A 22395-nucleotide genomic window follows, 5' to 3' on the forward strand; every position below is an offset into this window, starting at 1 on the left:
ATTTAAAGGGGGTCCTGAGACGGCAGTGAAAAGTGGTCGGAGGCCAGCAGCGCTTTTTCCAGCGACTCTGGCGAGAGCGTAAACGGCAGTCGGGCTGCGCTGGCTGCAGGGAAGCTAAACTGTACGGCTAACGCCCGGAGTCTTTCCGCCCGGTTTCCCGAGAGCGTAGGGAGCCGCAACGGGCTGCCGAAGCGGTGAAGTAGCTCCACCAGTTCGCGGTCCGGCTCACCGTTTTCTTGTTCAATCAGGGACTGTACCAGCAGGCAGTAACCCACTTTTTCACCGTGCAGCCAGCCATGCAATTCGGGCTGGTGGGTAAGCCGATTATGAATAGCGTGGGCGACGCCGGGCGTAGGCAAATCATCGCGCATGCTGTTAGCCAGCCCGGCCAGCACGATATTCGCATCGATGACGCGTTCCAGCGCAAAGCTGGTCTGCTGCGCCTGATTATCTTCTACGGCTGCATCGCCCCACTGGCGATAAGCCTCAACGGCGCGCTCGGCTGCCATCACCTTAAGATCGAGCGCGAGGCTGTCCGGGTTCTGACGCTGATAGGGGCGGAATTCGTACCATTTTGCCAGGGCATCAACGATGCCGGCTTTCAGGTAACGGACAGGGCTTCTGGCAATCACTTCGCTGTCGACCAGAACCAGCTCCGGCATTTTTTTCAGCGGCTGGCTGCGCAGGTGTCCGCCCTGCGCGTTGTAGATAATCGCCACCGGTGACCAGGCCGCACAGGTGGCGGCCAGGGTAGCGAAGTTAATGACGGAGAGATGCTCGAGCCTGTCTCCTGCGGCCTTCGCGCAGTCAAGGACTCGCCCGCCGCCGACGGCCAGAATCGCGCTGGCGCCCCTGCTGCTGCGTCTGTTCGCTAAGCTCCGCTATCGCCTCGTCGGTACATTCTCCGGAAAGAAACGTCAGCTCCCAGCGGATAGCGTGGGCGTCAAGACTCTGAGTCAGTTCAGGGTTAACGGCCTGCCAGGCTTTAGGGGAGGTGATGATGCGAATGTGGCGGGCAATAGGCTGGATATATTCGCCTGCTTGCGCCCGCAGCCCGGCCCGCTGAATATAGGCTTTTGGTGATTTGATAGCTAACACATTTTTACCTTGATGGAAGAGCCTGGGTTTGAAATAAGGTTTTGATAAATATGGAATATATTTTTTTATTTTAGCGTTGGGTCTCACTGAATGGTACGGCAACGCAGGATTTTATCAATGCATAAATAGGTCTTTTCTATTCACAAATTTGCATAACCTTTGCCTGATTTCAGATATAGAAGGTGGGCGCTTTGTTGCTATTCTGCGGCGCTGAACCACGCCATCTCTTCGAGGAAAAAAATGCAAAATAAGGTGAGCCTGACCGCGATGCTTAGCCAGTTGATTGTCAGCGCTCAGCCCGGAACTGCCGTGCAGGACAAAGCACGTCAGGGGCTGCAGGATTTCTTTGCCGTTAGCTGGCCGGTGTTAACGAAGCAGGTGCCTGACAGCGGTTTACCGATTCTAAAGGCCGTTTATCCGGAGAGGTCCCCCTCTTCCCTTGCCTTACTGCTGGGGTATGCCGGACACGCGCTGGATTATGATGATTTCCATGCGGATTTTCGTGGGCATCCTGGCGTGGTGATTTTGCCTGCGCTACTGGCGTGGGCGGGTGAGATGCCAGAGTTAAGCTTGCCGCATTTTTTTGATGCTTACGCGACCGGCGTTGAAGTGGCCGGCCGGCTGGGGCTGGCCGTCACGCAAAAGCATTATACGCTCGGTTACCACAATACGGCTTCCCTCGGGACGCTGGCGGCCGCGGCGGCGCTGGCCCGCTTTAGCGGCGCAACGGAAGAGCAGACGGCCATCGCGCTAGGGATGGCCGCCACTCAGGCCAGCGGCCTGCGCGCGCAGTTTGGTTCGGCGGTTAAACCGCTTCATGCCGGTCTGGCTGCAGAAAATGCAGTGCGCGCCGTGCAGCTGGCGCTGGCCGGTTTTGACGGTAAAACCGAGGGAGTGCTTGAGGCATTCCTGCAGATCGGCAGCGGGGGAGAAGCCTCGCCAGAGAAGCTGTTGCGGGATTGGGGGCAGCCATGGCGCATTATCAGCCCTGGGCTGGAGTTCAAGCCATTTGCCACCTGTGCCGGAACGCACAGCGCGGCGGAGGCCGCTCGCGATATTCGCCTGCGCTGGCTGGAGTCCGGGCGGTCTGTCGCCCAGCTGCTGGATAGCCTGGAGCATATTACGGTGGCATTCCCGCCGGGCGGCGATATCGCAGCTTCAGTACGCGTGCCGGGTAATGGCATCGAAGCACGTTTTAGCCTCGAATATGCCATCGCGGGCATGTTGATTTATAACGACTTACGAATGGCTGACTTTGCTGAAGGTGACGTTAACGCAGAGATTATGTCGCTGGCCGAAAAAGTAACGCGCACGCCGGATGAGAGTGTGCCGCCGGATGCTATTAACCCCGCGCTGCGCTTTCATGAAGTGACGCTTTATCTCGATAATGGCGAAAGGTTAAGCCAGCGGCGTACCAGGCAGCAGTCACTGGCTACGCCGGTGAACGTGCTGGCTAAGCTTGATGCAGCGTGCACGCCTGATAAAGCAGGGCTGTTTGCACGTGTGGCGCGCTTAGAAGATGAAGCGGATTTGCGCCAGCTGATACTGGCGCTGAAAGATGCGCTTTAGCCGATCTCAAAAAGCCCTTACAACACGGTGGCGATGAAGTTGCGAACGCGTGAGTTGGCCGGGTCATCCAGCACCTGCTGCGTTGGTCCGGCGGCGACAATTTTGCCGTTTTCCATAAAGACGATATTGTCCGCGACCTCCCGGGCAAAGCCGATCTCATGGGTCACGATCACCATGGTGATCCCGGAGTGAGCAAGCTGTTTTATCGCCTGTAGCACCTCGCCGACCAGTTCCGGGTCAAGGGCCGATGTTGGCTCGTCAAACAGCATAACGCCGGGGTCCATTGCTAGCGCACGCGCAATGGCCACGCGCTGCTGCTGGCCTCCGGAAAGGTTCTGGGGCCACTCTTCTTCGCGCCCGGAAAGGCCCACCTGGCGTAAGAGCGCGCGCGCTTTTTCCGTTGCCTGCTGACGGCTCTGGTTTTTTACCCGCATCGGGGCGTCCGTGATGTTTTGCAGCACCGTGCGGTGGGGAAACAGGTTGAACTGCTGAAATACCATGCCGATTTCACTGCGCTGACGGGCAATCTCCCGGCTGCTTAGCTCGTGCAGGGCATGGCCTTTTTGCTTATACCCTACCAGTTCACCGCCAATTCGGATGGTGCCGCCGTCGAGCTTTTCCAGGTGGTTGATACAGCGCAGCAAAGTGGATTTTCCCGATCCCGATGGCCCAAGAATGACGGTCACCGAGCCGGCGGGGATATCCAGATTGACCTCATCAAGCACGGTCACGCCTGAAAAGTGCTTGCTTACCTTACGCAGGGTGATTGCTTCAGCCATTGCTAATACTCCTTTCTCTACGCTGCGGGGCAAAACCTTTGAGCCATGTTTTCAGCAGGCCAGGCGGGTTCCCACGCGTTACGCCGCGGGAGAAATAGCGTTCAACGTAATACTGGCCGATGGAGAGCACCGACGTTAGCAGCAGGTACCAGAGCGTGGCGACCAGCAGCAGGGGGATAACCTCATACGTCCTTTGGTAGATAATCTGCGCGGAGAACAGCACATCCTGCAGCGAAATTACGGAGACCACGGCGGTGGTTTTCAGCTGACCGATAACTTCGTTCCCGGCCGGAGGTAAAATAGCCCGCATTGCCTGCGGCAGAATGGTGTGGCGGAAGATCTGCGCCGGACGATAGCCCAGCGCTCTGGCCGCTTCCAGCTGTCCATTGCTGACGCTCTGAATACCGGCACGAACAATCTCCGCCGCGTAGGCAGACTGATGCATCACCAGCGCAATCACCGCTGCGCTAAACGGGCTGATTAGCGCGTTAGATTGTGCGCTCCAGAGTTCACCTATTCCAGGAAGCGAGAGTGAGATCGTGGGGTAGAGCGCCGCGATGTTGTACCAAAGAAACAGCTGCACAAGCATGGGCACGCCGCGGAAAAACCACGTATAGCCCCAGCTTACGGCAACCAGCACCGGATTGGAGGAGAGGCGCATTAGCGCCAAAACCGTACCGAAAGCAAACCCTAAAACCACGGAAATAACGGTCAGCTGCAGGGTCATTAACACGCCCTGCAGGATAGACGTCTCGGTAAAGCTTTGCGCGATAACGCCCCACTCAAAACGTGGGTTGTTGACCATAGAATGCACCATGGCGACAACGCCGATGAGCACCACCAGCGCGCTTAACCAGCGGCCGTAATAGCGTTTACCGACAATGCGCAAATCGTCCGTGCTGTCGGGCGTCAGGCTCATTTAAAGATCTCTTCGTTGCGCTTCGCTTCCGTTACCGCACCGTAGCCGATGCCCCAGTTGTCGAGGATTTTCTGGTAGCTGCCGTCTTTGATAAGTGAGTTCAGCGCAGCCTGTACCGCAGGCTCCAGCGCGGACTCTTTCGGGAAGGCAACGGAAACCGGCGCATCGTTCACCGCAATTTCGCCGCTCATCGCCAGCGGTTTGATCAACTTCACCTGCCAGGTTAGCCCCTCATAAGGGCCAAAGAACATTGGCACTCGACCGCTAACAACCGCCTGAACGCCTGCCGGACGGTCCGGGAATACGGCTATTTTGACAGGAGGTTTGCCGGAGGCCTCACAGGCTTTACTGGCCTCTTCCAGACGAGTTATTTGGGTCGTCCCCGCGCCCGCGCCAACCTCTTTACCGCAAACAGCGTCGAAGGTTTTGAACGGCGTGATGTTGGCGCTTTTCAACGAAATAATGCCGAGCCTGCTGGCATTGTAGTAGCCAACAAAATCCACCTGCTTGAGGCGTGCCTGGGTGGCGTTAATATTGGAAAGCGCAACGTCGTAGCGGCCGGTTTTCAGGCCAGGGATAATATTGTCGAACCCGCCGGTATCCCGCCATTGCACCGCAAGCCCAAGCCGCTCGCCCACCGCATTCATCACATCAATCTCTCTGCCGGCCAGCGTTTTGTTGTCTTCTTTGTAGAAAGTGGTTGGCGGCGTGTTGGGGTTGGTGCCCGCCACGATGTACCCGCGTTTGACGATATCAGCAGGCAGTAAGCTTTTTAATGAAGGGTCGGCTTTTACATGTAGCGAGCTGTCAGTCGGAACCGCCGCTTCTGCTGCGAACGCAGAGTGAGTCGACATGGCGAGGGCCAAAAGGGAGAGGCCTTTTGTAATTTTCACTGAGAGTTTTCTCCTGATAATAATGACTGACAGATTCCCGCCAGGGGAAAATATGTCCGCTAGAAATCGGGCCATAATAATGTTGAAAACAGTATTTTCTTTTAAACGCAGGGCGACCCTGCATCCATAGCTGGGGGTCATTCTCAGGGAATGCAGGTGGGGTTAACAAATGCGAATAACGGATAACTATTCCCGTTAAATGGCAATACGTTTTTGGCGGCCTGGTAGCGGAAAAGTCACGGTCGATAGCCGCTTAGCCGCTGTTTTGACCAGCGCCTGCGCTGGCAACAAAAGGGAGGAGTCTTAGGGATGAGACGATGAAGAGTCTGTATCCCAGAAAGCAAAAAACCAGCCTGTAGGCTGGTTTTTCTAAATGAGTGGTGCCCGGACTCGGACAAAAACGTCGGGAACGTTTTTGAACAGCGCTTGCGCTGGCCCCAGCGGGGTGAGCCTCAGGGATGAGGCGAATAATCGAACCTCAGTTCGATGAAGAGTCCGTATCCCAGAAAGCAAAAAACCAGCCCGTAGGCTGGTTTCTTTAAATAGTGGTGCCCGGACTCGGAATCGAACCAAGGACACGGGGATTTTCAATCCCCTGCTCTACCGACTGAGCTATCCGGGCAACGGGGCGCATTAAACCGTAAACCCTATTCCGCGTCAATGGCTTTGTTGCAATGTACGGTTCGTTTGCATGATTTATGTGCGAGCTGTTACAGACTTCATATTGAACCCCATGGCAGAAGGTGCCATGATTGCGCCAGTTTTCTCATCCACCACGGGGCGTCTTGATGTTCACTCTCAATTCCCATGCATCTTTCGGGATGGCGCTCGTCCGTGCAGCTATTACCTTCCGAAGTCCCTTACCCACCATGCGGTGAGGGCAACGTATGCTCGCTGCAGGACATCAGTAAAATCAGGAGCTGCCTGGTTTTACTGATGTCTGGCGGTCGAAGTGGATCCACACCTAAGACCTTCAGAACGCCTTCACCGGGGAATTTTCCCTTTGCCGTGCCGGTTGGCACTCACTCATCCTTGCATACGGGGATTTGTGCTTATGAAATCATTGAAAATTGCCGCGAGCCACGACGTGGCTGCATTACTCTCAACGCATCGCGAAGTGGTTACGCTCGACGATACCGACTTCACCGATGTGGCGGCAGTTGTCATCTCCGTTGCGGATAGCCGCAGCGGTATTCTGGCTTTGCTTAAACGCACTGGGTTCAACCTGCCGGTCTTTATCTTTAGCGAAACCGCCGTTGAAGGCTTGCCGGCCGTGGCCGGCGTGATAGCCGGTAAAGCGCAGGATTATCTGGAGCTTGAAACGGCGGCCAGCGATTACGAAGAAGATCTGCTGCCGCCGTTTTTCAACACGCTGAGCAAATACGTGGCGATGGACAACAGCACTTTTGCCTGCCCTGGTCACCAGCATGGCGAGTTCTTCAAAAAGCATCCGGCGGGCCGCCAGTTTTATGACTTCTTTGGTGAAAACGTGTTTCGTGCCGATATGTGCAACGCAGACGTTAAGCTGGGGGATTTGCTGATCCACGAAGGCTCAGCCAAGCATGCGCAGAAGTTTGCCGCGAAGGTTTTCCACGCCGACAAAACCTATTTCGTCCTTAACGGCACCTCTGCGGCTAACAAAGTGGTGACTAACGCACTGCTGACGCGCGGTGACCTGGTGCTGTTTGACCGTAACAACCATAAATCTAACCATCACGGGGCGCTTATTCAGGCCGGTGCGACGCCAGTTTACCTGGAAGCGTCACGTAACCCCTTCGGCTTTATCGGCGGGATTGACGCCCACTGTTTTGATGAGAAATACCTGCGGGAGCTGATTGCGGAAGTGGCGCCAGGTCGTGCTCAGGAAGCAAGGCCGTTCCGCCTGGCGGTTATCCAACTTGGCACCTATGACGGTACGATTTATAACGCCCGACAGGTGGTGGATAACATCGGCCATCTTTGCGATTACATCCTCTTTGACTCGGCGTGGGTCGGCTACGAGCAGTTTATTCCTATGATGGCGGACTGTTCGCCGCTGCTTCTGGAGCTGAATGAAAACGATCCGGGGATTTTTGTCACCCAGTCGGTGCATAAACAGCAGGCCGGTTTCTCTCAGACTTCTCAGATCCATAAGAAAGACAACCATATTCGCGGGCAGGCCCGTTTTTGTCCGCACAAGCGGCTGAACAATGCTTTTATGCTGCATGCCTCAACCAGCCCGTTCTACCCGCTGTTTGCCGCGCTTGATGTGAACGCCAAGATTCACGAGGGCGAGAGCGGTCGCCGCCTGTGGGCGGAGTGCGTAGCCCTGGGGATAGAGGCCCGCAAGGCGATTATCGCTAACTGTAAAATGATCAAACCGTTTATTCCGCCTGAGGTGGCCGGGCGTCCGTGGCAGGATCATCCGACGGAGAAGATCGCCCAGGAGCGTCGTTTCTTCAGCTTTGAGCCAGGCGAGCGCTGGCACGGTTTTGAGGGCTATGCGAAAGACGAATACTTTGTTGATCCCTGCAAGCTGCTGCTCACGACGCCGGGTATCGATCCGCAGACCGGGCGTTATACCGAGTTTGGCGTACCGGCGGCGATCCTCGCTAACTATCTGCGCGAAAACGGCATCGTGCCGGAGAAATCGGATCTGAATTCGATCCTGTTCCTGCTCACGCCGGCGGAGAGCCACGAGAAACTGGCTCTGCTGGTGGCGATGCTTGCGCAGTTTGAACAGCATATTGAGGACGACACGCCGCTGGCGGAGGTGCTGCCAACGATTTATCAGAAGTACCCGGTGCGTTACAAGGGCTACACCCTGCGCCAGCTTTGCCAGGAGATGCACGACCTGTACGTGAGCTTTGAAGTCAAAGAGCTGCAGAAAGCGATGTTCCGCAAGCAGAGCCTGCCCGCCGTGGTGATGAACCCGCAGGACGCCAACATCGAGTTTATTCGCGGCAATGTGGAGCTGGTGCGCCTGAGTGAATCTGAAGGGCGTATTGCGGCGGAAGGCGCCTTGCCTTATCCACCAGGCGTGCTTTGCGTGGTACCGGGTGAAGTATGGGGCGGGGCGGCGCTGCGTTATTTCCTCGCGCTGGAAGAGGGCGTGAATATGCTGCCGGGCTTCTCCCCAGAGCTGCAGGGCGTTTACAGCGAGACGGATTCTGACGGTATTAAACGGCTGTACGGCTATATGCTGAAGTAAGAGGGAGAATCCCCTCTCCCTTTTAGGGAGAGGGTTAGGGTGAGGGTAAACTACCGCCGGCGATAGCTCTTCTGCGCGGTGTTAACCTTATACAAATAACGACGCGACTCGGCGGACGGGTGGCGAGTTGTCAGGGTCTGATAAACATCACCCGGCGCCATGTTGTTGATCAGGCTGAAAGCCTGAGTCTTGTCGTTGGAGAACACCCGCAGCACGCTGCCCGCGCCGCCGTTATAGGCGGTGATGACCGCATAGCGACGTGACGTTGGGTTATCAATCTGCCCAAGATAGCTGTTCTGCAAAATCGCCAGATAAGCCGTGCCGGTATCGATATTGCTTTCCGGATCGAACAGGAAGCTGCGGCTTGGTTTACCCCATTTCCCCTGCGCTTTAAACACGTCTACCCCGGCGCTGTGCTGAACAACCTGCATCAGGCCCAGCGCATCCGCATGGCTTACCGCATACGGGTTAAAGCTCGATTCTGTCTGCATGATAGCCAGAATCAGCGACTCTTCTACGCCGTATTTCTTCGAGGCTTTACGCACCATGCCAAGGTATTTATGGGCACGTTTGTCGAGGTGGTTAGGCACAAGATTGATGGTCACGCTATAGACGATTTTCAGCCCGGTGCTGCGCTTTTGCAGACGCGTTTGCAGCAGATAGTCGGCGAATTTCGTCGCACGGCCTTCCCAGCGAATCGGCTGGCCGGTGTTATCGACCACCTGCCCGTAAAGGAACGGCTCTCTGGAAATGGTAACGTCGTTGGCGTCGGAATAGAGATCTATGGAGCTTGGATCGTCGCCCATCAGCAGGGTGCTAACGATCGCCTGGCGCAGGTGCGCGGTCGGATCGGTTCCCGCGATGGTCTCAACGGTGATGGTACCTTCGTCGAAGTTAATGTGGCTGCGCGTCAGATATTGGTCGGTGTATTTAACGTAATCTTTCGGGCCTGCAATCAGTACCTCTTTGATACCCCAGATATTTTCAATGTTGTTGGCAAATTGCCCCATTAAAATATCGAACCCGTTGGTGTCCTTGATAAACGCGTCGTTGTAGGCGTCGTCGTTTTTTTTACTGGAACAGGAGATCAGCAACGGGGCCACGAGAGCCAGCGCGAGAAGTTTTTTCATCATTCCGTGTGTGCGTGTTGTGTTTGCAAAAAGGTGCCGACGATTACTGTTTTTCTGGCGGGGTGAAGCCTTCGATATGGACCTCTTTCCCTTCGAACAGGAAATTGACCATCTCATTTTCCAGTTCTTTGCGGTGCTCCGGGTTCATCATGCTCATCTTTCTTTCATTGATAAGCATGGTCTGCTTGGACTGCCACAGGGCCCAGGCTTCTTTCGAGATTTCGTTGTAGATTCGCTTACCCAGCTCGCCAGGATACAGCTGAAAATCCTGGCCTTCTGCTTCGCGCTGCAGGTAAGTACAAAAAATCGTTCTGCTCATGATTATTCCTCTTCTTCGGCTCGAGCGGGCGCTAAGGCGACCGGTTCGGCACGCAATTGTTGTAGCAGGCGCTCTACGGGAGCCGCCAGCCCGACGGATTGTGGCTGGCCTAAGTTATACCAGAGAGCGGTGCCTTCATCCATGCAGCCGCCCGCAGAGGACATCGGAAGCCACATTGGCACAATGTCTAAATGGAAATGGCTGAAGGTATGGCGGAAAGCCGTTAACTGCGTGAGATTATCGGCCGAAATACCGCGCTGTTCCAGCCAGCGACGTAATTCCTGTTCGTCAGAAAACTGTGGGAAGCAGAATAAACCTCCCCATAATCCCACGGCCGGACGCTGGGCCAGGAATACCTCATCACCGTGCTGCATCATCAGCATATAGCCGGTGCGTTCCGGGAGCGTCACTTTAGGTTTCTTGCCCGGATAGTTCGCCCAACTATGATTGGCATAGGCCACGCAGCCGTTGCTCAGCGGGCAAAGCTCGCATTTAGGTTTTGAGCGCGTGCAGACCATGGCGCCAAGATCCATCATCGCCTGATTAAACTGGCTTACGCCCTGCGCCGGGGTGACTCGTTCGCTTATCTCCCAGAGGCGATTTTCGACCTCTTTTTTACCCGGCCAGCCCGACACGGCGTAGCAGCGTGCGAGCACGCGCTTAACGTTGCCGTCGAGAATCGGGAAGTGTTTGCCCAGCGAAAGAGAGAGAATCGCGCCTGCGGTGGAGCGTCCGACGCCAGGCAAATCGGCAACTTCTTCATAGGTTTGTGGGAAAACGCCACCGTGTTTATCGGCAACCTGCTGCGCCGCTTTATGCAAATTACGCGCACGGGCGTAATAGCCCAGCCCTGTCCATAGATGGAGCACTTCATCCAGAGGCGCTTGTGCAAGATCGGTTACGGTAGGGAAGCGCGCCATAAAGCGCTCAAAATAAGGGATGACCGTTGCGACCTGGGTTTGTTGCAACATCACCTCAGAGAGCCATACTTTATAAGGCGTTTTCTCCTGCTGCCACGGCAGGGTTTTACGCCCATACTTGTGGTACCAGTCGAGTACTTGTTGGGCAAATTGAGGTGCTTGCATCGTCAACGCGAGATATCCGGCAAAGGTGTAATAAAGGTGCCGATTCCAGCACAGAGGCGTAAAGCTGTAAACCGGAACTTTCTGCCACTTGCTTCTCACCTTTAACTTTGGATAATGCCCGTTTCCCGAACACTAAGCGAAGCGTTAAGAAAACCATGAAGAATGACGTCATTTCACCGGAATTTAATGAAGAAGGCCGTGTGCTGCGCCGCATCCGCAGCTTTGTCCGTCGCCAGGGGCGCCTGACAAAAGGCCAGCAGCATGCGCTGGATAACTACTGGCCGGTGATGGGCGTTGAGTTCCAGGCCGAGCCTGCCGATTTTAGCGAGATTTTTGGCCGCGAAGCGCCGGTCACGCTGGAAATTGGTTTTGGGATGGGCACTTCGCTGGTGGCGATGGCGGAAACCAATCCTCAGCACAACTACCTCGGCATTGAAGTGCATTCGCCGGGTGTGGGCGCCTGCCTGAGCACCGCGCATGAAGCCGGCGTTGAGAACCTCCGCGTGATGTGCCACGACGCGGTGGAAGTGCTGGAAAACATGATTCCTGACAATTCTTTGAACATGGTTCAGCTGTTTTTCCCTGATCCATGGCATAAAGCGCGTCATAATAAACGCCGTATCGTTCAGGTGCCGTTTGCTGACCTTGTTAAACGTAAGCTGAAGCTGGGCGGCGTGTTCCATATGGCAACCGACTGGGAACCTTATGCTGAACACATGCTCGAAGTGATGTCCTCTATCGAAGGGTATAAAAACCAGTCGGAGAGTCACGACTACGTACCGCGTCCGGATTCACGTCCGGTGACCAAATTTGAACAACGTGGCCATCGTCTTGGCCACGGCGTATGGGACTTAATGTTCGAGAGGGTGAAATAATGGCAAAGAATCGTAGCCGTCGTCTGCGTAAGAAAATGCATATCGAAGAGTTCCAGGAGCTGGGGTTCTCGATTGCCTGGCGCTTCCCGGAGGGCACTTCTGAAGAGCAAATCGATAAAACCGTGGACGAACTGATCGCCGAAGTGATTGCGCCGAACAAGCTGGCGTTTGACGGCAGCGGTTACCTGGTCTGGGAAGGTCTGGTGTGCATGGAAGAGATTGGTAAATGCACCGAAGAGCACCAGGCGCTGGTGCGTAAATGGTTAGAAGACCGCAAGCTCGAAGATGTTCGCATTAGCGATCTGTTCGACGTCTGGTGGGACTAAGCTTTCGCAAGGAACAGGCTGGTTAATTAACCGGCCTTTTTTTCAGGAGCTGATTTTTCAGGAGAAAATATGATCCGTAAGGTTCTTTTAGGCGCGCTGCTGGTGACCGCCGCTTCGGCGCACGCTGACTATCAGTGCAGCGTAAATCCACGCGATGACGTAGTTATTAACCCGCAGTCCGTTCAGGTCGTTGGTGAGAACGGCAATCTGGTGATTGCTCCTGACGGCAGCGTGAAATTCAACGGCGTTCAGAAGACGCTGAGCGCGGCACAGCGCCAGCAGGCGTTGAATTACCAAAAAGCCCTGCGCACGGATTTACCGTGGATTGATAACGGTGCCCGTTCCCGGGTAGAAAAAAGCCGCATAGCGCTGGACGGCATTATTGCGAAGCAGGTCGGGGAGAGCAGCAGCATGCGCAGCCGCCTGACCAAGCTGGACGCTCAGTTGAAAGAGCAGATGAACCGTATTATCGAACGCCGCCAGGACGGGCTGACGTTCCATTATAAAGCCATCGACCAGGTGAGAGCCGATGGCCAGCAACTGGTGAATCAGGCTATGGGCGGCATTCTGCAGGACAGCATTAATGAGATGGGCGCGCAGGCAGTGCTGAAAGGCGGCGGCAACCCGCTGCAGAATGTGCTGGGTAACCTGGGCGGCCTGCAAACGGCGGTTCAGAACGAATGGAATAATCAGCAGGCTGATTTTGAACAGTTCGGCCACGAGGTGTGTAACCGGGTGGTGTCGCTGGAAAATCAGCGTAAAGGGCTTGTGGGAACGCTGAAGTAATTCATCCCCATCACTCTCTCTCCCTGGAAAGGGAGAGGGGACTCTGATGATTTTCCACCTCTCCCTTCCCGGGGAGAGGGCCGGGGTGAGGGTAAAAACTTACGCTTCGTCGGCTAAAAACAGCTCCAGCAGAGAGTTCAGAAACAGCTTCCCGTGCTCGGTTATCTGCCAGTACTCCTCCGTCTCGGTCATATAGTTTTTCGCTATCGCCTCATTCAACTGCGGGCGAATCGTGGCTTCATCTAAACCGGTATAGAGCCTGAACTCGCTGCGTGGCGCGGCTTCCAGTAGGCGGAAGCGGTTCATAAAGAACTCGAACGGCTTGTCTTCCTGCTCTACGTCGTGCTGACGGTCGAGATATTTCCCTTCCATGTAGCCGCGCGGGTGCCGCGTTTTCGCCGTGCGCGTAATGCGTCCGTCTGCAAATGTGACTTTACCGTGTGCGCCGCAGCCAATTCCCAGATAGTCGCCAAAACGCCAGTAGTTCAGGTTGTGCTGGCACTGGTAGCCTGGTTTTGCATAGGCAGATGTTTCGTATTGCTGGTAGCCTGCGGCGGTCAGCAGTTTGTCGCCCTGCTCGAAGATATCCCACAGCGCGTCGTCATCGGGCAGCTTCGGCGGACGTGAGCCAAACAGCGTGTTCGGCTCAATGGTCAGCTGATACCAGGAAAGGTGCGGCGGATTCAGGGCAATGGCCTGACGCAGATCGTCCAGCGCTTCTTCAAGCGACTGGTCAGGCAGGCCGTGCATCAGGTCAAGGTTAAAGCTGCGCAGGCCAAGACCGCTTGCCAGATTCGCGGCACGTTTGGCCTCGCCCGAATCATGAATGCGGCCCAGGCGTTTTAATTTGGCTTCGCTAAAGCTCTGTACGCCGATAGAAATCCTGTTCACGCCCGCCTTTTGGTAGCCAACAAAGCGATCGGCTTCGACCGTACCGGGGTTGGCTTCCATGGTGATTTCAGCGTCATCCGCCAGCTTCAGGCGAGAGCGCACGCCGTCCAGCAGCGTTTGCATCGCTTCGCTGGAGAGCAGGCTTGGTGTACCGCCCCCGATGAAAATAGTCTTTACCTCGCGTCCCTGAGCTAAAGGCGCGTCGCGGTCGAGATCGCGCAGCAGATGGCCCACGTATTCGTCGTGCGGCACATCTCCTTTTAGGGCGTGGGAGTTGAAGTCGCAGTACGGGCACTTCTGTACGCACCAGGGGATATGAATGTAGAGACTCAGAGGCGGCAAATTAGCCATTACGCATTGCTTCCAGTAACAGTTTCAGCGCCTGCCCACGGTGGGAAATCGCGCTCTTTTCATCGCGGGTTAGCTCCGCCGCGGTTTTTCCCTCGGATGGAACATAGAAAATAGGATCGTAGCCAAAACCACCCTGGCCTGCTGGCTCGTGGGTAATCACGCCCGGCCAGCTGCCGTGGAACACCAGCGGCGTGGGGTCCTCTGCGTGACGCATGTAGACCAGGACGCAGTGGAACTGGGCCTGGCGTTTATCGTCCGGCACCTCTTTCAGCGCCTGCAGAAGCTTTTCGAGGTTCTGTTGGTCACTTGCGTCTTCGCCCGCATAGCGTGCGGAATAGATACCCGGCGCGCCGCCAAGAGCATCTACGGCCAGACCAGAGTCGTCGGCCAGCGCCGGAAGCCCGGTCACTTTAGCCGCATGGCGAGCCTTAATAATGGCGTTCTCAATAAAGGTCAGACCGGTCTCTTCCACCGACTCCACGTTAAGTGCGGTTTGTGCGACCACATCAAGGCCGAAATCCGCCAGTAAATCGGCGAGTTCACGCACTTTACCGGCATTACCGGTAGCTAATACGACTTTTTGCATAGCCTGTCCTGTCGTTATTCGAGGGTATCAATCAATGCCGCGACTTCCGTCGGGATTTGCTGCGGGCTGATAATTTTAACTTGTTTATGCCGACCAAGTTCGCCTTTCTCAATCACCACCTGGCTTTTGGCTACCCGGAACTGTTTGGCCAGATATTTTACCAGATGGGCGTTAGCCTGCCCGTCTACCGGTGGTGCGGTGATAGCGACTTTTAGTTCGTCGCCATGCGTACCGACCAGACTGTCGCGGCTGGCCTTTGGCTGGATATATAGCCGCAGCACCAGCCCGTCAGGCAGCTGAGTGACAACAGTCAAATGGCGTACCAGAGATTAGGGAACAGATCCATGCCGAGGTAGTTCAGCGCATAAAGGATCAGAATGACCACCATCGCGGAGAAATCAATGCCGCCCATGGCAGGCAAAATGCGGCGAATCGGCGCCATCATTGGCTCGGTCATCTGCATCAGCACGTACTCAATGGGGCTACGGCCCTGGCTTACCCAGCTCATCAGAGAGCGAACAATGATCACCCAGAACACCAGCGTACCGGCAGACTTCAGCAGCGACAGAACGCCAATCACTAAATTAAACGGATCAAGCGAAAGCCCGCCGGACTGAATCAGCAGCAAAATAGGGAACTTCAGCGTGGTGAGGATAAACGCCACCAGCAGAGATGAAGTATCGATTGGCCCCATTGACGGCAGGACGCGACGAAGCGGCCCGACAACAGGCTGGGTGACTTTGACAATAAACTGGGCAAAAGGGTTATAGAAATCACAGCGCGCCCACTGCATCCAGATGCGGATGAGCAGCACCATTACGTAAAGCTCAATCAGGGTTTTGACCAGGAAAGTCAACGTTAGCATGGTTTTCCTCAAAAATGATGGTGATTAACGAGCGGAATAATCCCGCGCGCCGAAAATAGCGGTTCCAATGCGCACCATGGTGCTGCCTGCGGCAATCGCGGCTTCCATGTCATCGGTCATGCCCAGAGATAACGTATCGACCGTTGTGTAACGATCTTTGAGTGCATTACAGGCCTCTGCCATTTTGCGGCAAACGGCAAGCTGGCGCTCGTAGTCCAGTTCCGGTGCTGGAATAGCCATCAAGCCCCGCAGCTTGAGCCCCGGCAAAGCCGCCACTTCAGCAGCCAATTGCTCCAGCTCATTTAACGCGATGCCGGACTTACTGTTTTCGTCGCTGATATTAATTTGAATCAGCACGTTTAGCGGCGGTAGCGTTGACGGGCGTTGTTCACTAAGTCTGCTGGCAATCTTCAGCCGATCGACGGTATGGCACCAGTCAAAGTTCTCCGCCACAAGGCGGCTTTTGTTCGACTGCAGCGGGCCGATAAAGTGCCATTCCAGCCCTTCTACACGCTGTTCAGCGAAGTGGTGAATCTTATCCACGCCTTCCTGCACATAGTTTTCGCCGAAGGCTCGCTGCCCGGCGGCAACCGCTTCTGCGATGGCGCTCGCAGGCTTAGTTTTGCTGACTGCAAGCAGTGTCACTTCTTCAGGGCTTCTGCCGCAGCGTGCCGCGGCGGCTGAGATCTTCCCGTTAACCTGTGCCAGATTGTGCGCTATCTCATTCATGATCGTTGGAAGTGATATGGATATCGAAGAAATCGTGGCCCTTAGTGTAAAGCATAATGTCTCCGATCTACACCTGTCCGCACGTCAGACGGCACGTTGGCGAAAGTGCGGCAGGCTGGAGCCATGCCCGGAGAGGGTGCCAAAGGTCGAAGACGTTATTGAGGCATGGCTGAATGAAGCGCAGAGGGCGCTGCTTAAACGCGCCGGGCAGCTGGATTTTTCCCTTACGCTTGCGAACGGCGTCAGGCTGAGGGGGAATGCCTTCTTACAGCTGGAGGGGTACTCGTTGGCGCTGAGATTGCTGGCGTCGTCTTGCCCGACGCTGGAAGCCCTGAAGACCCCCCTCCATATGGTTGAGCTTTTGCGTCAAAGCGAGGGGCTGATACTGGTGACCGGCGCCACCGGCAGCGGAAAATCTACAACGCTTGCCGCGATGATCCAGCACCTCAACCAGCATCTTGATGGCCACGTGTTGACGGTGGAAGACCCCATCGAATTTATTCATCCCTCTGGCCGCTGCCTGATTCAGCAGCGTGAGCCGGGCCGTCACTGTGAAAGCTTTGCCTCGGCCCTAAAAGCCGCTTTGAGGGAGGATCCCGATGTCATCCTGCTGGGCGAACTCCGTGACAGAGAGACGATTGCTCTGGCGTTAACCGCGGCGGAAACCGGGCACTTAGTGCTGGCCACTTTGCACACGCGAGGGGCGGCTCAGGCCGTAGAGCGGCTGGTGGATGTGTTTCCTGCCGAGGAGAAAAACCTGATTCGAGCTCAGCTTGCCGGCAGCCTTAAGGCCGTGCTGGCGCAGAAGCTGGTATCGGCATGCGACGGTGGCCGGGTGGCGCTTTACGAGCTGCTGATCAATACCCCGGCCGTGGCAAACCTGATTCGTGAAGGGAAAACTCATCAACTTCCGGGAGTGCTGCAAACCGGCCAGCAGTACGGTATGCAAAGTTTTGCCCACAGCGAGGCGCAATGGCGGCGTGAAGGCAAAATCGCGGAAGGTGAGCCGCCAGGCCGCGGGCCATGGGAGGCGATATTTTGAACGATTTTATTGTTATCGTGTGTATTAGTGTGTATATTGGTTGTCGGCCGGGAGAGCATCATGACTTCCGCTGAGCTGATAAAGCTATTAAGGGCCGAAGGGTGTGAACCCGTCAGGCGTTCCGGGGGCAGCCACTGGATCTGGTGGTCGCCCGAAACAGGAAAAACGTTTCCCGTTCCGCATCCCAAAAAGGATTTGCCCGTCGGTACCGTTAGATCCATTCGTAAAATGGCAGGCATTTAGTCTGCCGCTGCCGGAGGTTGAGAATGTTTTTCTCTGTTGGTGTGGAGTTGCCCGCAACTGAAACCGAAGCGTTTGGTCTGGTTGTACCCGCGCTATGTAACGATGATTTTGGCTGCGTGTCGGCGGCAGACCGTCAGGCGGATATTGCACCGATGGTGCAGGATGCTGTGCTGTCGATTGTCGATTTAATGGTAGAAAGCGGAAAAGATATTACTCAGCTTCGTGATGCCGGGCCTTTTGCTTACGCTGCAGACCCCGAGTACAGCTACTGCGAGCAATGGCTGCTGGTTGATGTGGATCTCTCTGCGCTGGAGGGTAAGCAGCAGAGGTTGAATATCACTCTGCCGGACGCGCTGTTGCGACGTATTGACTCCCGGGTGAAACAGCCCTCCTCAGGCTACCGGGACCGCAGCCATTTTCTGGCGGTTGCCGCAAGGAATGAACTGCTGAGCGCCGGAAGCGATGCGCCCGGCAGTTAATGCCGTCACGGGTGGTAGTCGAACCAGCTTTCGAGAATAATTACGGCGGACGCGGAGTCGATGCTGCCTTTGTTCAGGGCGCGAAAGCCGCCGTGCTCGAACAGCCCTGCACGCGCTTCGACGGTGCTCAGGCGCTCATCCTGCAGAGACACTTTCACGCCAAAACGGCCGTGCAGGCGGTTGGCGAACTTGCGGGCGCGGGCGGTGAGAGGCTGCTCGGTGCCGTCCATATTCAGCGGCAGGCCAACCACGACTTCTTCCGGCTGCCACTCCTTCAGAATTTTTTCTACCGCGTTCCAGTCCGGCGTACCGTCCTGTGCTTTCAGCGCGGTTAACGGCCGTGCGGTGCCGGTAATGCGCTGGCCGATAGCGACGCCGATGCTTTTGGTCCCGAAGTCAAAGGCCATTAAGGTTCCGCTGCTCATCAGGCGTGCCCCGCTTCGCCAGGCATCGTGTGGATATCAATGCCTATCAGACGGGCAGCTTCGCGCCAGCGGTCTGCAATCGGCGTGCGGAACAGGATCTCTGCGGAAGCCGGCGTGGTTAGCCATGAGTTCTCCAGGATTTCCTGCTCGAGCTGGCCTTTCTCCCAGGAGGAGTAGCCGAGGGCCACCATCACCTCTTTAGGCTGCTTTGCGGTGCCTAAGGTTTCCAGCACGTCCCGCGATGTTGTAATGACCGTGTCGTCAGAAATGCGGATGCTCGAACCGAAGTCGCCCGGCGGCGAATGCAGAATAAAACCCCGGTCTTCCGCCAGAGGGCCACCGATAAATACGGGCTTATCCAGACGGATTGCGGCGTCGCGTGGTTCTGGTTCAATTTTTAGCTTTTCGAGAACGCCATCAACCTGCAGATTTTCCAGCGGTTTATTGATGATGATCCCCATCGCGCCCTCCTCGTTGTATTCGCAAATATAGACTACGGAACGCTTAAATAAGGGGTCCTGAAGAGCCGGCATGGCAATAAGAAAGTGATGCTGTAAATTCATTGTCAGAGGTTCTGATCCCGGTTGCGCGAAGTGTGGCCAGCTTACCATTAATGAAGGAGGGCGGGCTACCCGACCTGCACGGTGTCCCGAAGGGAAAAGGCGGATAATCAGCTATCCGCCCTGGTGAGCTTAGTGTGCGAGGCGTTTTTCGATGGCGTCGAACAGCATGCCGGTGATCGAAACGGGGAATTCCGCTTCGATTTCACGGATGCAGGTTGGGCTGGTGACGTTAATCTCGGTCAGACGATCGCCGATGATGTCCAGACCAACAAAAATCAGGCCCTTCGCCTTCAGCGTGGGCCCAACGCGACGAGCAATTTCCCAGTCACTTTCGGTCAGCGGGCGAGGTTCGCCGCGGCCGCCTGCGGCCAGGTTACCACGGGTTTCACCTCCCTGCGGAATGCGCGCCAGGCAGTAAGGCACCGGTTCGCCGTCGACAACCAGTACGCGCTTGTCGCCGTCTTTAATCGCCGGCAGGTAGTTCTGCGCCATGCAGTAGCGGGTGCCCAGTTCGGTGAGGGTTTCGGCGATAACGCCGATGTTTGGGTCATCCTGCTTCACGCGGAAGATAGAGGCACCGCCCATGCCGTCCAGCGGTTTCATAATGATGTCGCCGTGCTGCTGCCAGAAGGCTTTAAGCTGCGCTTTATTGCGGGTTACCAGCGTTTCTGGCGTCAGGTCGGCAAACCAGGCGGTGAACAGTTTTTCGTTGCAGTCGCGCAGGCTTTGCGGTTTGTTGACGATCAGCGTGCCTTTCTCTTCTGCGCGCTCAAGAATATAGGTCGCGTAGATGAATTCGGTGTCGAACGGTGGGTCCTTGCGCATCAGGACGACGTTCAGGTCGGCGAGAGCAATATCCTGCTCGGTGCCAAACTCATACCATTTATCGTAGTTCTGCTCGACGCTGAGCAGGCGAGTGCGCGCGCGTGCCTCGCCGTTGTTCAGGTAAAGATCGGCCATTTCCATGTAGTGCAGTTCGTAACCACGACGCTGCGCTTCCAGCAGCATGGCGAAGCTGGAGTCTTTTTTAATGTTGATGTGTGCGATGGGGTCCATCACGATGCCGAGCTTGATCATTGTTGTTCTCCTTTAGCCCAGATCGCCAAAGCGCACCTGCAGTGCGGTAATGGCGGTGAGCGCGGTGGTCTCAGTACGCAGAACGCGCGGTCCCAACAGAATATCAGTAAATTGGTGGTCAGCGGTCATGGCAATCTCATCGGCCGTCAGGCCGCCTTCCGGGCCAATCAGCAGGCGCACGCGTTCGACGGGCTGCGGTAAGGTGTTGATGCTGGCGCTGGCACGCGGATGCAGATTGAGCTTCAGGGCTTCATCCTGCTCGGCGCACCAGGCTTCAAGCTCCATCGCCGGGCGAACTTCTGGTACCCGGTTTCGGCCGCATTGCTCGCAGGCGGCGATAGCAATTTTCTGCCACTGCTGGAGCTTTTTGTTCAGCCTTTCCGCATCGAGTTTTACCCCGCAGCGTTCGGAAAACAATGGGGTAATGACGTTCACGCCCAGCTCTACGGCCTTCTGAATGGTGAATTCCATTTTTTCACCGCGCGACATGACCTGGCCGAGGTGCAGCCAGAGCGGCGACTCACGGTCGTCCTCGCTGCCCGCCAGCACTTTCACGCGCACGCTTTTTTTATCCGCCTGCACAATTTCCGCGTCGAACACCTGATTACTGCCGTCGAACAGCTGGATAGCCTGGCCTGCGCCCATACGCAGTACCCGTCCTACGTGGTTTGCCGCATCTTCGCTCAGCAGTACGTCCTGGCCAACGGAGAGGCTTTCAGGGTGGTGAATGCGGGGTATACGCATGAAGTCGGTTCCGGTTAGTTGCGCTGCGCTTCCAGAAGTGCCATCTCGCTTACTGAGAGAGGGCCTGGATGAGGATAAACCTCGCAGCAAATAAAGAATTGCCGCTAGTGTAGGTTAGCTGTTTCGCGCCTTGCAAGCCCGTAGCACATATGGGTTATGGTTGCCCTGGACTCGCGCAATACGTTCATCCCTTTCGCACTCCCAGTCGTTAACCGGATAGCGTTTATCCCAGGCCTCGAATAGCTGGGTCTGCTGGCGTGAAAGCGCAAGCTGGTACTGGTCACGCATGTAGAAGTAGGTGCGGGCAATCGCGCCTCGGGCACGTTCCGGCGGCTCGGCAACTTTATCTTTGAAATCCACCTTCATTGCGCACTGGCCATATTGTCCTTCACCGCCGTTCCACTGGCTGTACATGAAATTATTTCTGTCGGCGTTAACCTCTCCGACGGCAGGCTGAAGGTTGTGCATATCGCTTTCGATTTTGCGGTAAACCGGGTCTTTGGCGCAGTTTTTACGTCCGCCGTCCTGCCAGCATTGCAGCAGATGGCCAAACTGCCAGGCGGGCATGACGTGCTCCCACTCGATGCGGGTGGCGCGGTTTTCATTTTTACGCACTTTATAGCCGCAGGACTCAAGATCCGGGATCCCCTTTTTGCCCTGCCAGCTGATTTTACAGCCGCAGTAGAAGTCGCCAGGGGCATCGGCGTTGACCTTTACGCCTGCGGTTTTGGCCTGAGCGAAGCTGTTAATGCCGGTGCTGAATGCGGGGAGAGTGCTTAGGGCTGCAACGAACGCAACAGCCAAAGAAATTTTGCGAGACATTTCCAGAATCCTTACTAAAACGTGACCGCACCCTACCTGATCGGATATCCAGTTTCAATCAGCGGTGGCGTAAAAATTCCGGAAATAAATGATTAATTACATGGGGTTGTAACGTCTTGCTTTAATAACTGACCGCAATGCGTGCAGCGGTATTCAGCCTCGCCGCGCAGAACCCGATTGTGGCGGCGCACGGTGAGCTGGTGCAGCTGGCAGGGGCAGCGGTAGGGGAAGGTATTTTTGCGAACCGAATCAACTTCAAACCGATGGGTGCGGCGAGCAGGAACGCCAAGCACGGTTTCCATCATCCATTTCCACTCTTTGCCGTGAGGCGCAACGCGGCCAAAATGCTTCCAGACCAGCAGGTGAGCCAGCTCATGAGGTACGACTTCGTCAACAAAAGCCTGCTGGTTCTCCATCAACAGCACCGGGTTGAGGCGAATTTCATAGCTTTCCAGCCAGGCTGTTCCGGCAGCGGTGCCGCGCTGCTGATAGACCATTTTGGGCTCGGGGTAGCAGGTGCCTAAATGCGAGTTGGCCTGCTGGAGCTTTTCACGCAGGCAGCGCATGACGGCTTGCTGGATGGCAATAGGGAGTCGGGGGGCTTTCATA

At 55.9% G+C, this 22395-nt stretch carries 25 protein-coding genes, 1 tRNA gene and 1 pseudogene; 8 read left to right on the plus strand and 19 right to left on the minus strand.

Going from position 1 to position 22395, the window contains the following annotated elements; all coding sequences use genetic code 11:
• Positions 1-2: 2 nt before the first annotated feature.
• A pseudogene (locus tag EL098_RS02815) lies at positions 3-1098 on the minus strand (iron-containing alcohol dehydrogenase family protein).
• A 252-nt stretch (positions 1099-1350) separates the two neighbouring features.
• On the opposite strand from EL098_RS02815, the gene EL098_RS02820 reads away from it, so the two are divergent.
• Positions 1351-2667: an MmgE/PrpD family protein gene (locus EL098_RS02820; protein WP_126358340.1), complete on the plus strand. Its 1317-nt coding sequence runs from the start codon at positions 1351-1353 to the stop codon at positions 2665-2667.
• A 17-nt stretch (positions 2668-2684) separates the two neighbouring features.
• Here EL098_RS02820 and EL098_RS02825 read toward each other — a convergent pair whose 3' ends face one another.
• From EL098_RS02825 to EL098_RS02840, 4 genes are all read right to left on the minus strand, one after another.
• Positions 2685-3446 carry an amino acid ABC transporter ATP-binding protein gene (locus EL098_RS02825; RefSeq protein WP_126354582.1) on the minus strand — a complete coding sequence of 254 codons (762 nt, stop codon included), beginning with the start codon at positions 3444-3446 and terminating at the stop codon, positions 2685-2687.
• Complete coding sequence (locus tag EL098_RS02830; RefSeq protein ID WP_126354584.1) at positions 3439-4365, minus strand: amino acid ABC transporter permease; 927 nt, start codon at positions 4363-4365, stop codon at positions 3439-3441. Before EL098_RS02830 ends, EL098_RS02825 begins: the two co-directional genes overlap by 8 nt.
• Complete coding sequence (locus tag EL098_RS02835) at positions 4362-5219, minus strand: ABC transporter substrate-binding protein (protein ID WP_408609118.1); 858 nt, start codon at positions 5217-5219, stop codon at positions 4362-4364. The genes EL098_RS02830 and EL098_RS02835 overlap by 4 nt, the downstream gene beginning before the upstream one ends.
• A 585-nt stretch (positions 5220-5804) precedes the next feature.
• Positions 5805-5880 (minus strand) — tRNA-Phe (locus EL098_RS02840).
• Positions 5881-6312: 432 nt separating this feature from the next.
• Between EL098_RS02840 and EL098_RS02850 the strand changes: the two genes are divergently transcribed.
• Positions 6313-8448: an ornithine decarboxylase gene (locus tag EL098_RS02850; protein WP_126354590.1), complete on the plus strand. Its 2136-nt coding sequence runs from the start codon at positions 6313-6315 to the stop codon at positions 8446-8448.
• A 50-nt stretch (positions 8449-8498) separates the two neighbouring features.
• Here EL098_RS02850 and mltC read toward each other — a convergent pair whose 3' ends face one another.
• Genes mltC through mutY form a run of 3 tightly spaced genes read right to left on the minus strand, consistent with a single transcriptional unit; the run spans position 8499 to position 10982 of the window.
• Positions 8499-9578, minus strand: a complete 1080-nt coding sequence (gene mltC / locus EL098_RS02855) for a membrane-bound lytic murein transglycosylase MltC (protein WP_126358341.1) — start codon at positions 9576-9578, stop codon at positions 8499-8501.
• 43 nt (positions 9579-9621) lie between these two features.
• The gene (locus EL098_RS02860; protein WP_126354592.1) at positions 9622-9897 is read right to left on the minus strand and encodes an oxidative damage protection protein; all 276 of its coding nucleotides are present in this window, start codon (positions 9895-9897) and stop codon (positions 9622-9624) included.
• Positions 9898-9899: 2 nt separating this feature from the next.
• On the minus strand, positions 9900-10982 hold the full coding sequence (mutY, locus tag EL098_RS02865; protein WP_197718535.1) for an A/G-specific adenine glycosylase: 1083 nt from the start codon (positions 10980-10982) through the stop codon (positions 9900-9902).
• A 155-nt stretch (positions 10983-11137) separates the two neighbouring features.
• On the opposite strand from mutY, the gene trmB reads away from it, so the two are divergent.
• From trmB to EL098_RS02880, 3 genes are all read left to right on the plus strand, one after another.
• Entirely contained in the window at positions 11138-11857 is a 720-nt protein-coding gene (trmB, locus tag EL098_RS02870; RefSeq protein ID WP_126354596.1) for a tRNA (guanosine(46)-N7)-methyltransferase TrmB, read from the plus strand.
• Complete coding sequence (locus tag EL098_RS02875) at positions 11857-12183, plus strand: YggL family protein (RefSeq protein ID WP_008461534.1); 327 nt, start codon at positions 11857-11859, stop codon at positions 12181-12183. The genes trmB and EL098_RS02875 overlap by 1 nt, the downstream gene beginning before the upstream one ends.
• A gap of 69 nt (positions 12184-12252) precedes the next feature.
• Positions 12253-12969 (plus strand): YggN family protein, encoded by a 717-nt coding sequence (locus tag EL098_RS02880; protein WP_126354598.1) that lies wholly within the window; start codon positions 12253-12255, stop codon positions 12967-12969.
• Positions 12970-13068: 99 nt separating this feature from the next.
• Here EL098_RS02880 and hemW read toward each other — a convergent pair whose 3' ends face one another.
• Genes hemW through EL098_RS02905 form a run of 5 tightly spaced genes read right to left on the minus strand, consistent with a single transcriptional unit; the run spans position 13069 to position 16391 of the window.
• Complete coding sequence (hemW, locus tag EL098_RS02885; RefSeq protein ID WP_126354600.1) at positions 13069-14211, minus strand: radical SAM family heme chaperone HemW; 1143 nt, start codon at positions 14209-14211, stop codon at positions 13069-13071.
• Positions 14204-14797, minus strand: coding sequence for an XTP/dITP diphosphatase (locus tag EL098_RS02890; RefSeq protein WP_126354602.1), 594 nt, complete (start codon positions 14795-14797; stop codon positions 14204-14206). Before EL098_RS02890 ends, hemW begins: the two co-directional genes overlap by 8 nt.
• Positions 14798-14811: 14 nt before the next feature.
• On the minus strand, positions 14812-15111 hold the full coding sequence (yggU, locus tag EL098_RS02895; RefSeq protein WP_126354604.1) for a DUF167 family protein YggU: 300 nt from the start codon (positions 15109-15111) through the stop codon (positions 14812-14814).
• Positions 15108-15662, minus strand: coding sequence for a YggT family protein (locus EL098_RS02900; RefSeq protein ID WP_126354606.1), 555 nt, complete (start codon positions 15660-15662; stop codon positions 15108-15110). The genes yggU and EL098_RS02900 overlap by 4 nt, the downstream gene beginning before the upstream one ends.
• A 24-nt stretch (positions 15663-15686) precedes the next feature.
• Positions 15687-16391 carry a YggS family pyridoxal phosphate-dependent enzyme gene (locus EL098_RS02905; protein WP_126354608.1) on the minus strand — a complete coding sequence of 235 codons (705 nt, stop codon included), beginning with the start codon at positions 16389-16391 and terminating at the stop codon, positions 15687-15689.
• Between the two features lie 16 nt (positions 16392-16407).
• Between EL098_RS02905 and EL098_RS02910 the strand changes: the two genes are divergently transcribed.
• Genes EL098_RS02910 through EL098_RS02920 form a run of 3 tightly spaced genes read left to right on the plus strand, consistent with a single transcriptional unit; the run spans position 16408 to position 18155 of the window.
• The gene (locus EL098_RS02910; RefSeq protein ID WP_126354610.1) at positions 16408-17433 is read left to right on the plus strand and encodes a type IV pilus twitching motility protein PilT; all 1026 of its coding nucleotides are present in this window, start codon (positions 16408-16410) and stop codon (positions 17431-17433) included.
• Between the two features lie 60 nt (positions 17434-17493).
• A complete protein-coding gene (locus EL098_RS02915; RefSeq protein WP_126354612.1) occupies positions 17494-17676 on the plus strand; it encodes a type II toxin-antitoxin system HicA family toxin in 183 nt (60 codons plus the stop codon).
• A gap of 23 nt (positions 17677-17699) precedes the next feature.
• Complete coding sequence (locus EL098_RS02920; RefSeq protein ID WP_126354614.1) at positions 17700-18155, plus strand: type II toxin-antitoxin system HicB family antitoxin; 456 nt, start codon at positions 17700-17702, stop codon at positions 18153-18155.
• A gap of 5 nt (positions 18156-18160) precedes the next feature.
• On the opposite strand, the gene ruvX is transcribed toward EL098_RS02920, so the two are convergent.
• The 6 genes from ruvX to EL098_RS02950 form a co-directional block, all read right to left on the minus strand.
• Entirely contained in the window at positions 18161-18580 is a 420-nt protein-coding gene (ruvX, locus tag EL098_RS02925) for a Holliday junction resolvase RuvX (RefSeq protein WP_126354616.1), read from the minus strand.
• Entirely contained in the window at positions 18580-19143 is a 564-nt protein-coding gene (locus EL098_RS02930; RefSeq protein ID WP_197718536.1) for a YqgE/AlgH family protein, read from the minus strand. The genes ruvX and EL098_RS02930 overlap by 1 nt, the downstream gene beginning before the upstream one ends.
• Positions 19144-19272: 129 nt before the next feature.
• On the minus strand, positions 19273-20220 hold the full coding sequence (gshB, locus tag EL098_RS02935; protein ID WP_039297932.1) for a glutathione synthase: 948 nt from the start codon (positions 20218-20220) through the stop codon (positions 19273-19275).
• Between the two features lie 12 nt (positions 20221-20232).
• Positions 20233-20964 (minus strand): 16S rRNA (uracil(1498)-N(3))-methyltransferase, encoded by a 732-nt coding sequence (gene rsmE, locus EL098_RS02940; protein ID WP_126354620.1) that lies wholly within the window; start codon positions 20962-20964, stop codon positions 20233-20235.
• A 114-nt stretch (positions 20965-21078) separates the two neighbouring features.
• On the minus strand, positions 21079-21786 hold the full coding sequence (gene endA / locus EL098_RS02945) for a deoxyribonuclease I (RefSeq protein ID WP_126354622.1): 708 nt from the start codon (positions 21784-21786) through the stop codon (positions 21079-21081).
• Between the two features lie 92 nt (positions 21787-21878).
• Entirely contained in the window at positions 21879-22394 is a 516-nt protein-coding gene (locus EL098_RS02950) for a SprT family zinc-dependent metalloprotease (protein ID WP_126354625.1), read from the minus strand.
• Between the last annotated feature and the right edge of the window lies 1 nt (position 22395).

This window comes from Cedecea lapagei, from assembly GCF_900635955.1.
GTDB lineage: Bacteria > Pseudomonadota > Gammaproteobacteria > Enterobacterales > Enterobacteriaceae > Cedecea > Cedecea lapagei.

Bases quoted from the DNA above. Each gene is read 5' to 3' on its own strand.
- hemW (WP_126354600.1), bottom strand. From the start codon at position 14,211: ATGGCTAATTTGCCGCCTCTGAGTCTCTACATTCATATCCCCTGGTGC.
- EL098_RS02880 (WP_126354598.1), top strand. From the start codon at position 12,253: ATGATCCGTAAGGTTCTTTTAGGCGCGCTGCTGGTGACCGCCGCTTCG.
- mltC (WP_126358341.1), bottom strand. From the start codon at position 9,578: ATGAAAAAACTTCTCGCGCTGGCTCTCGTGGCCCCGTTGCTGATCTCC.
- EL098_RS02930 (WP_197718536.1), bottom strand. From the start codon at position 19,143: ATGAATTTACAGCATCACTTTCTTATTGCCATGCCGGCTCTTCAGGAC.
- EL098_RS02915 (WP_126354612.1), top strand. From the start codon at position 17,494: ATGACTTCCGCTGAGCTGATAAAGCTATTAAGGGCCGAAGGGTGTGAA.
- EL098_RS02890 (WP_126354602.1), bottom strand. From the start codon at position 14,797: ATGCAAAAAGTCGTATTAGCTACCGGTAATGCCGGTAAAGTGCGTGAA.
- mutY (WP_197718535.1), bottom strand. From the start codon at position 10,982: ATGCAAGCACCTCAATTTGCCCAACAAGTACTCGACTGGTACCACAAG.
- EL098_RS02900 (WP_126354606.1), bottom strand. From the start codon at position 15,662: ATGCTAACGTTGACTTTCCTGGTCAAAACCCTGATTGAGCTTTACGTA.
- EL098_RS02825 (WP_126354582.1), bottom strand. From the start codon at position 3,446: ATGGCTGAAGCAATCACCCTGCGTAAGGTAAGCAAGCACTTTTCAGGC.
- EL098_RS02850 (WP_126354590.1), top strand. From the start codon at position 6,313: ATGAAATCATTGAAAATTGCCGCGAGCCACGACGTGGCTGCATTACTC.
- EL098_RS02860 (WP_126354592.1), bottom strand. From the start codon at position 9,897: ATGAGCAGAACGATTTTTTGTACTTACCTGCAGCGCGAAGCAGAAGGC.
- EL098_RS02835 (WP_408609118.1), bottom strand. From the start codon at position 5,219: ATGTCGACTCACTCTGCGTTCGCAGCAGAAGCGGCGGTTCCGACTGAC.
- ruvX (WP_126354616.1), bottom strand. From the start codon at position 18,580: ATGAGCAGCGGAACCTTAATGGCCTTTGACTTCGGGACCAAAAGCATC.
- EL098_RS02910 (WP_126354610.1), top strand. From the start codon at position 16,408: ATGGATATCGAAGAAATCGTGGCCCTTAGTGTAAAGCATAATGTCTCC.
- endA (WP_126354622.1), bottom strand. From the start codon at position 21,786: ATGTCTCGCAAAATTTCTTTGGCTGTTGCGTTCGTTGCAGCCCTAAGC.
- EL098_RS02875 (WP_008461534.1), top strand. From the start codon at position 11,857: ATGGCAAAGAATCGTAGCCGTCGTCTGCGTAAGAAAATGCATATCGAA.
- trmB (WP_126354596.1), top strand. From the start codon at position 11,138: ATGAAGAATGACGTCATTTCACCGGAATTTAATGAAGAAGGCCGTGTG.
- EL098_RS02920 (WP_126354614.1), top strand. From the start codon at position 17,700: ATGTTTTTCTCTGTTGGTGTGGAGTTGCCCGCAACTGAAACCGAAGCG.
- EL098_RS02830 (WP_126354584.1), bottom strand. From the start codon at position 4,365: ATGAGCCTGACGCCCGACAGCACGGACGATTTGCGCATTGTCGGTAAA.
- EL098_RS02905 (WP_126354608.1), bottom strand. From the start codon at position 16,391: ATGAATGAGATAGCGCACAATCTGGCACAGGTTAACGGGAAGATCTCA.
- rsmE (WP_126354620.1), bottom strand. From the start codon at position 20,964: ATGCGTATACCCCGCATTCACCACCCTGAAAGCCTCTCCGTTGGCCAG.
- gshB (WP_039297932.1), bottom strand. From the start codon at position 20,220: ATGATCAAGCTCGGCATCGTGATGGACCCCATCGCACACATCAACATT.
- EL098_RS02950 (WP_126354625.1), bottom strand. From the start codon at position 22,394: ATGAAAGCCCCCCGACTCCCTATTGCCATCCAGCAAGCCGTCATGCGC.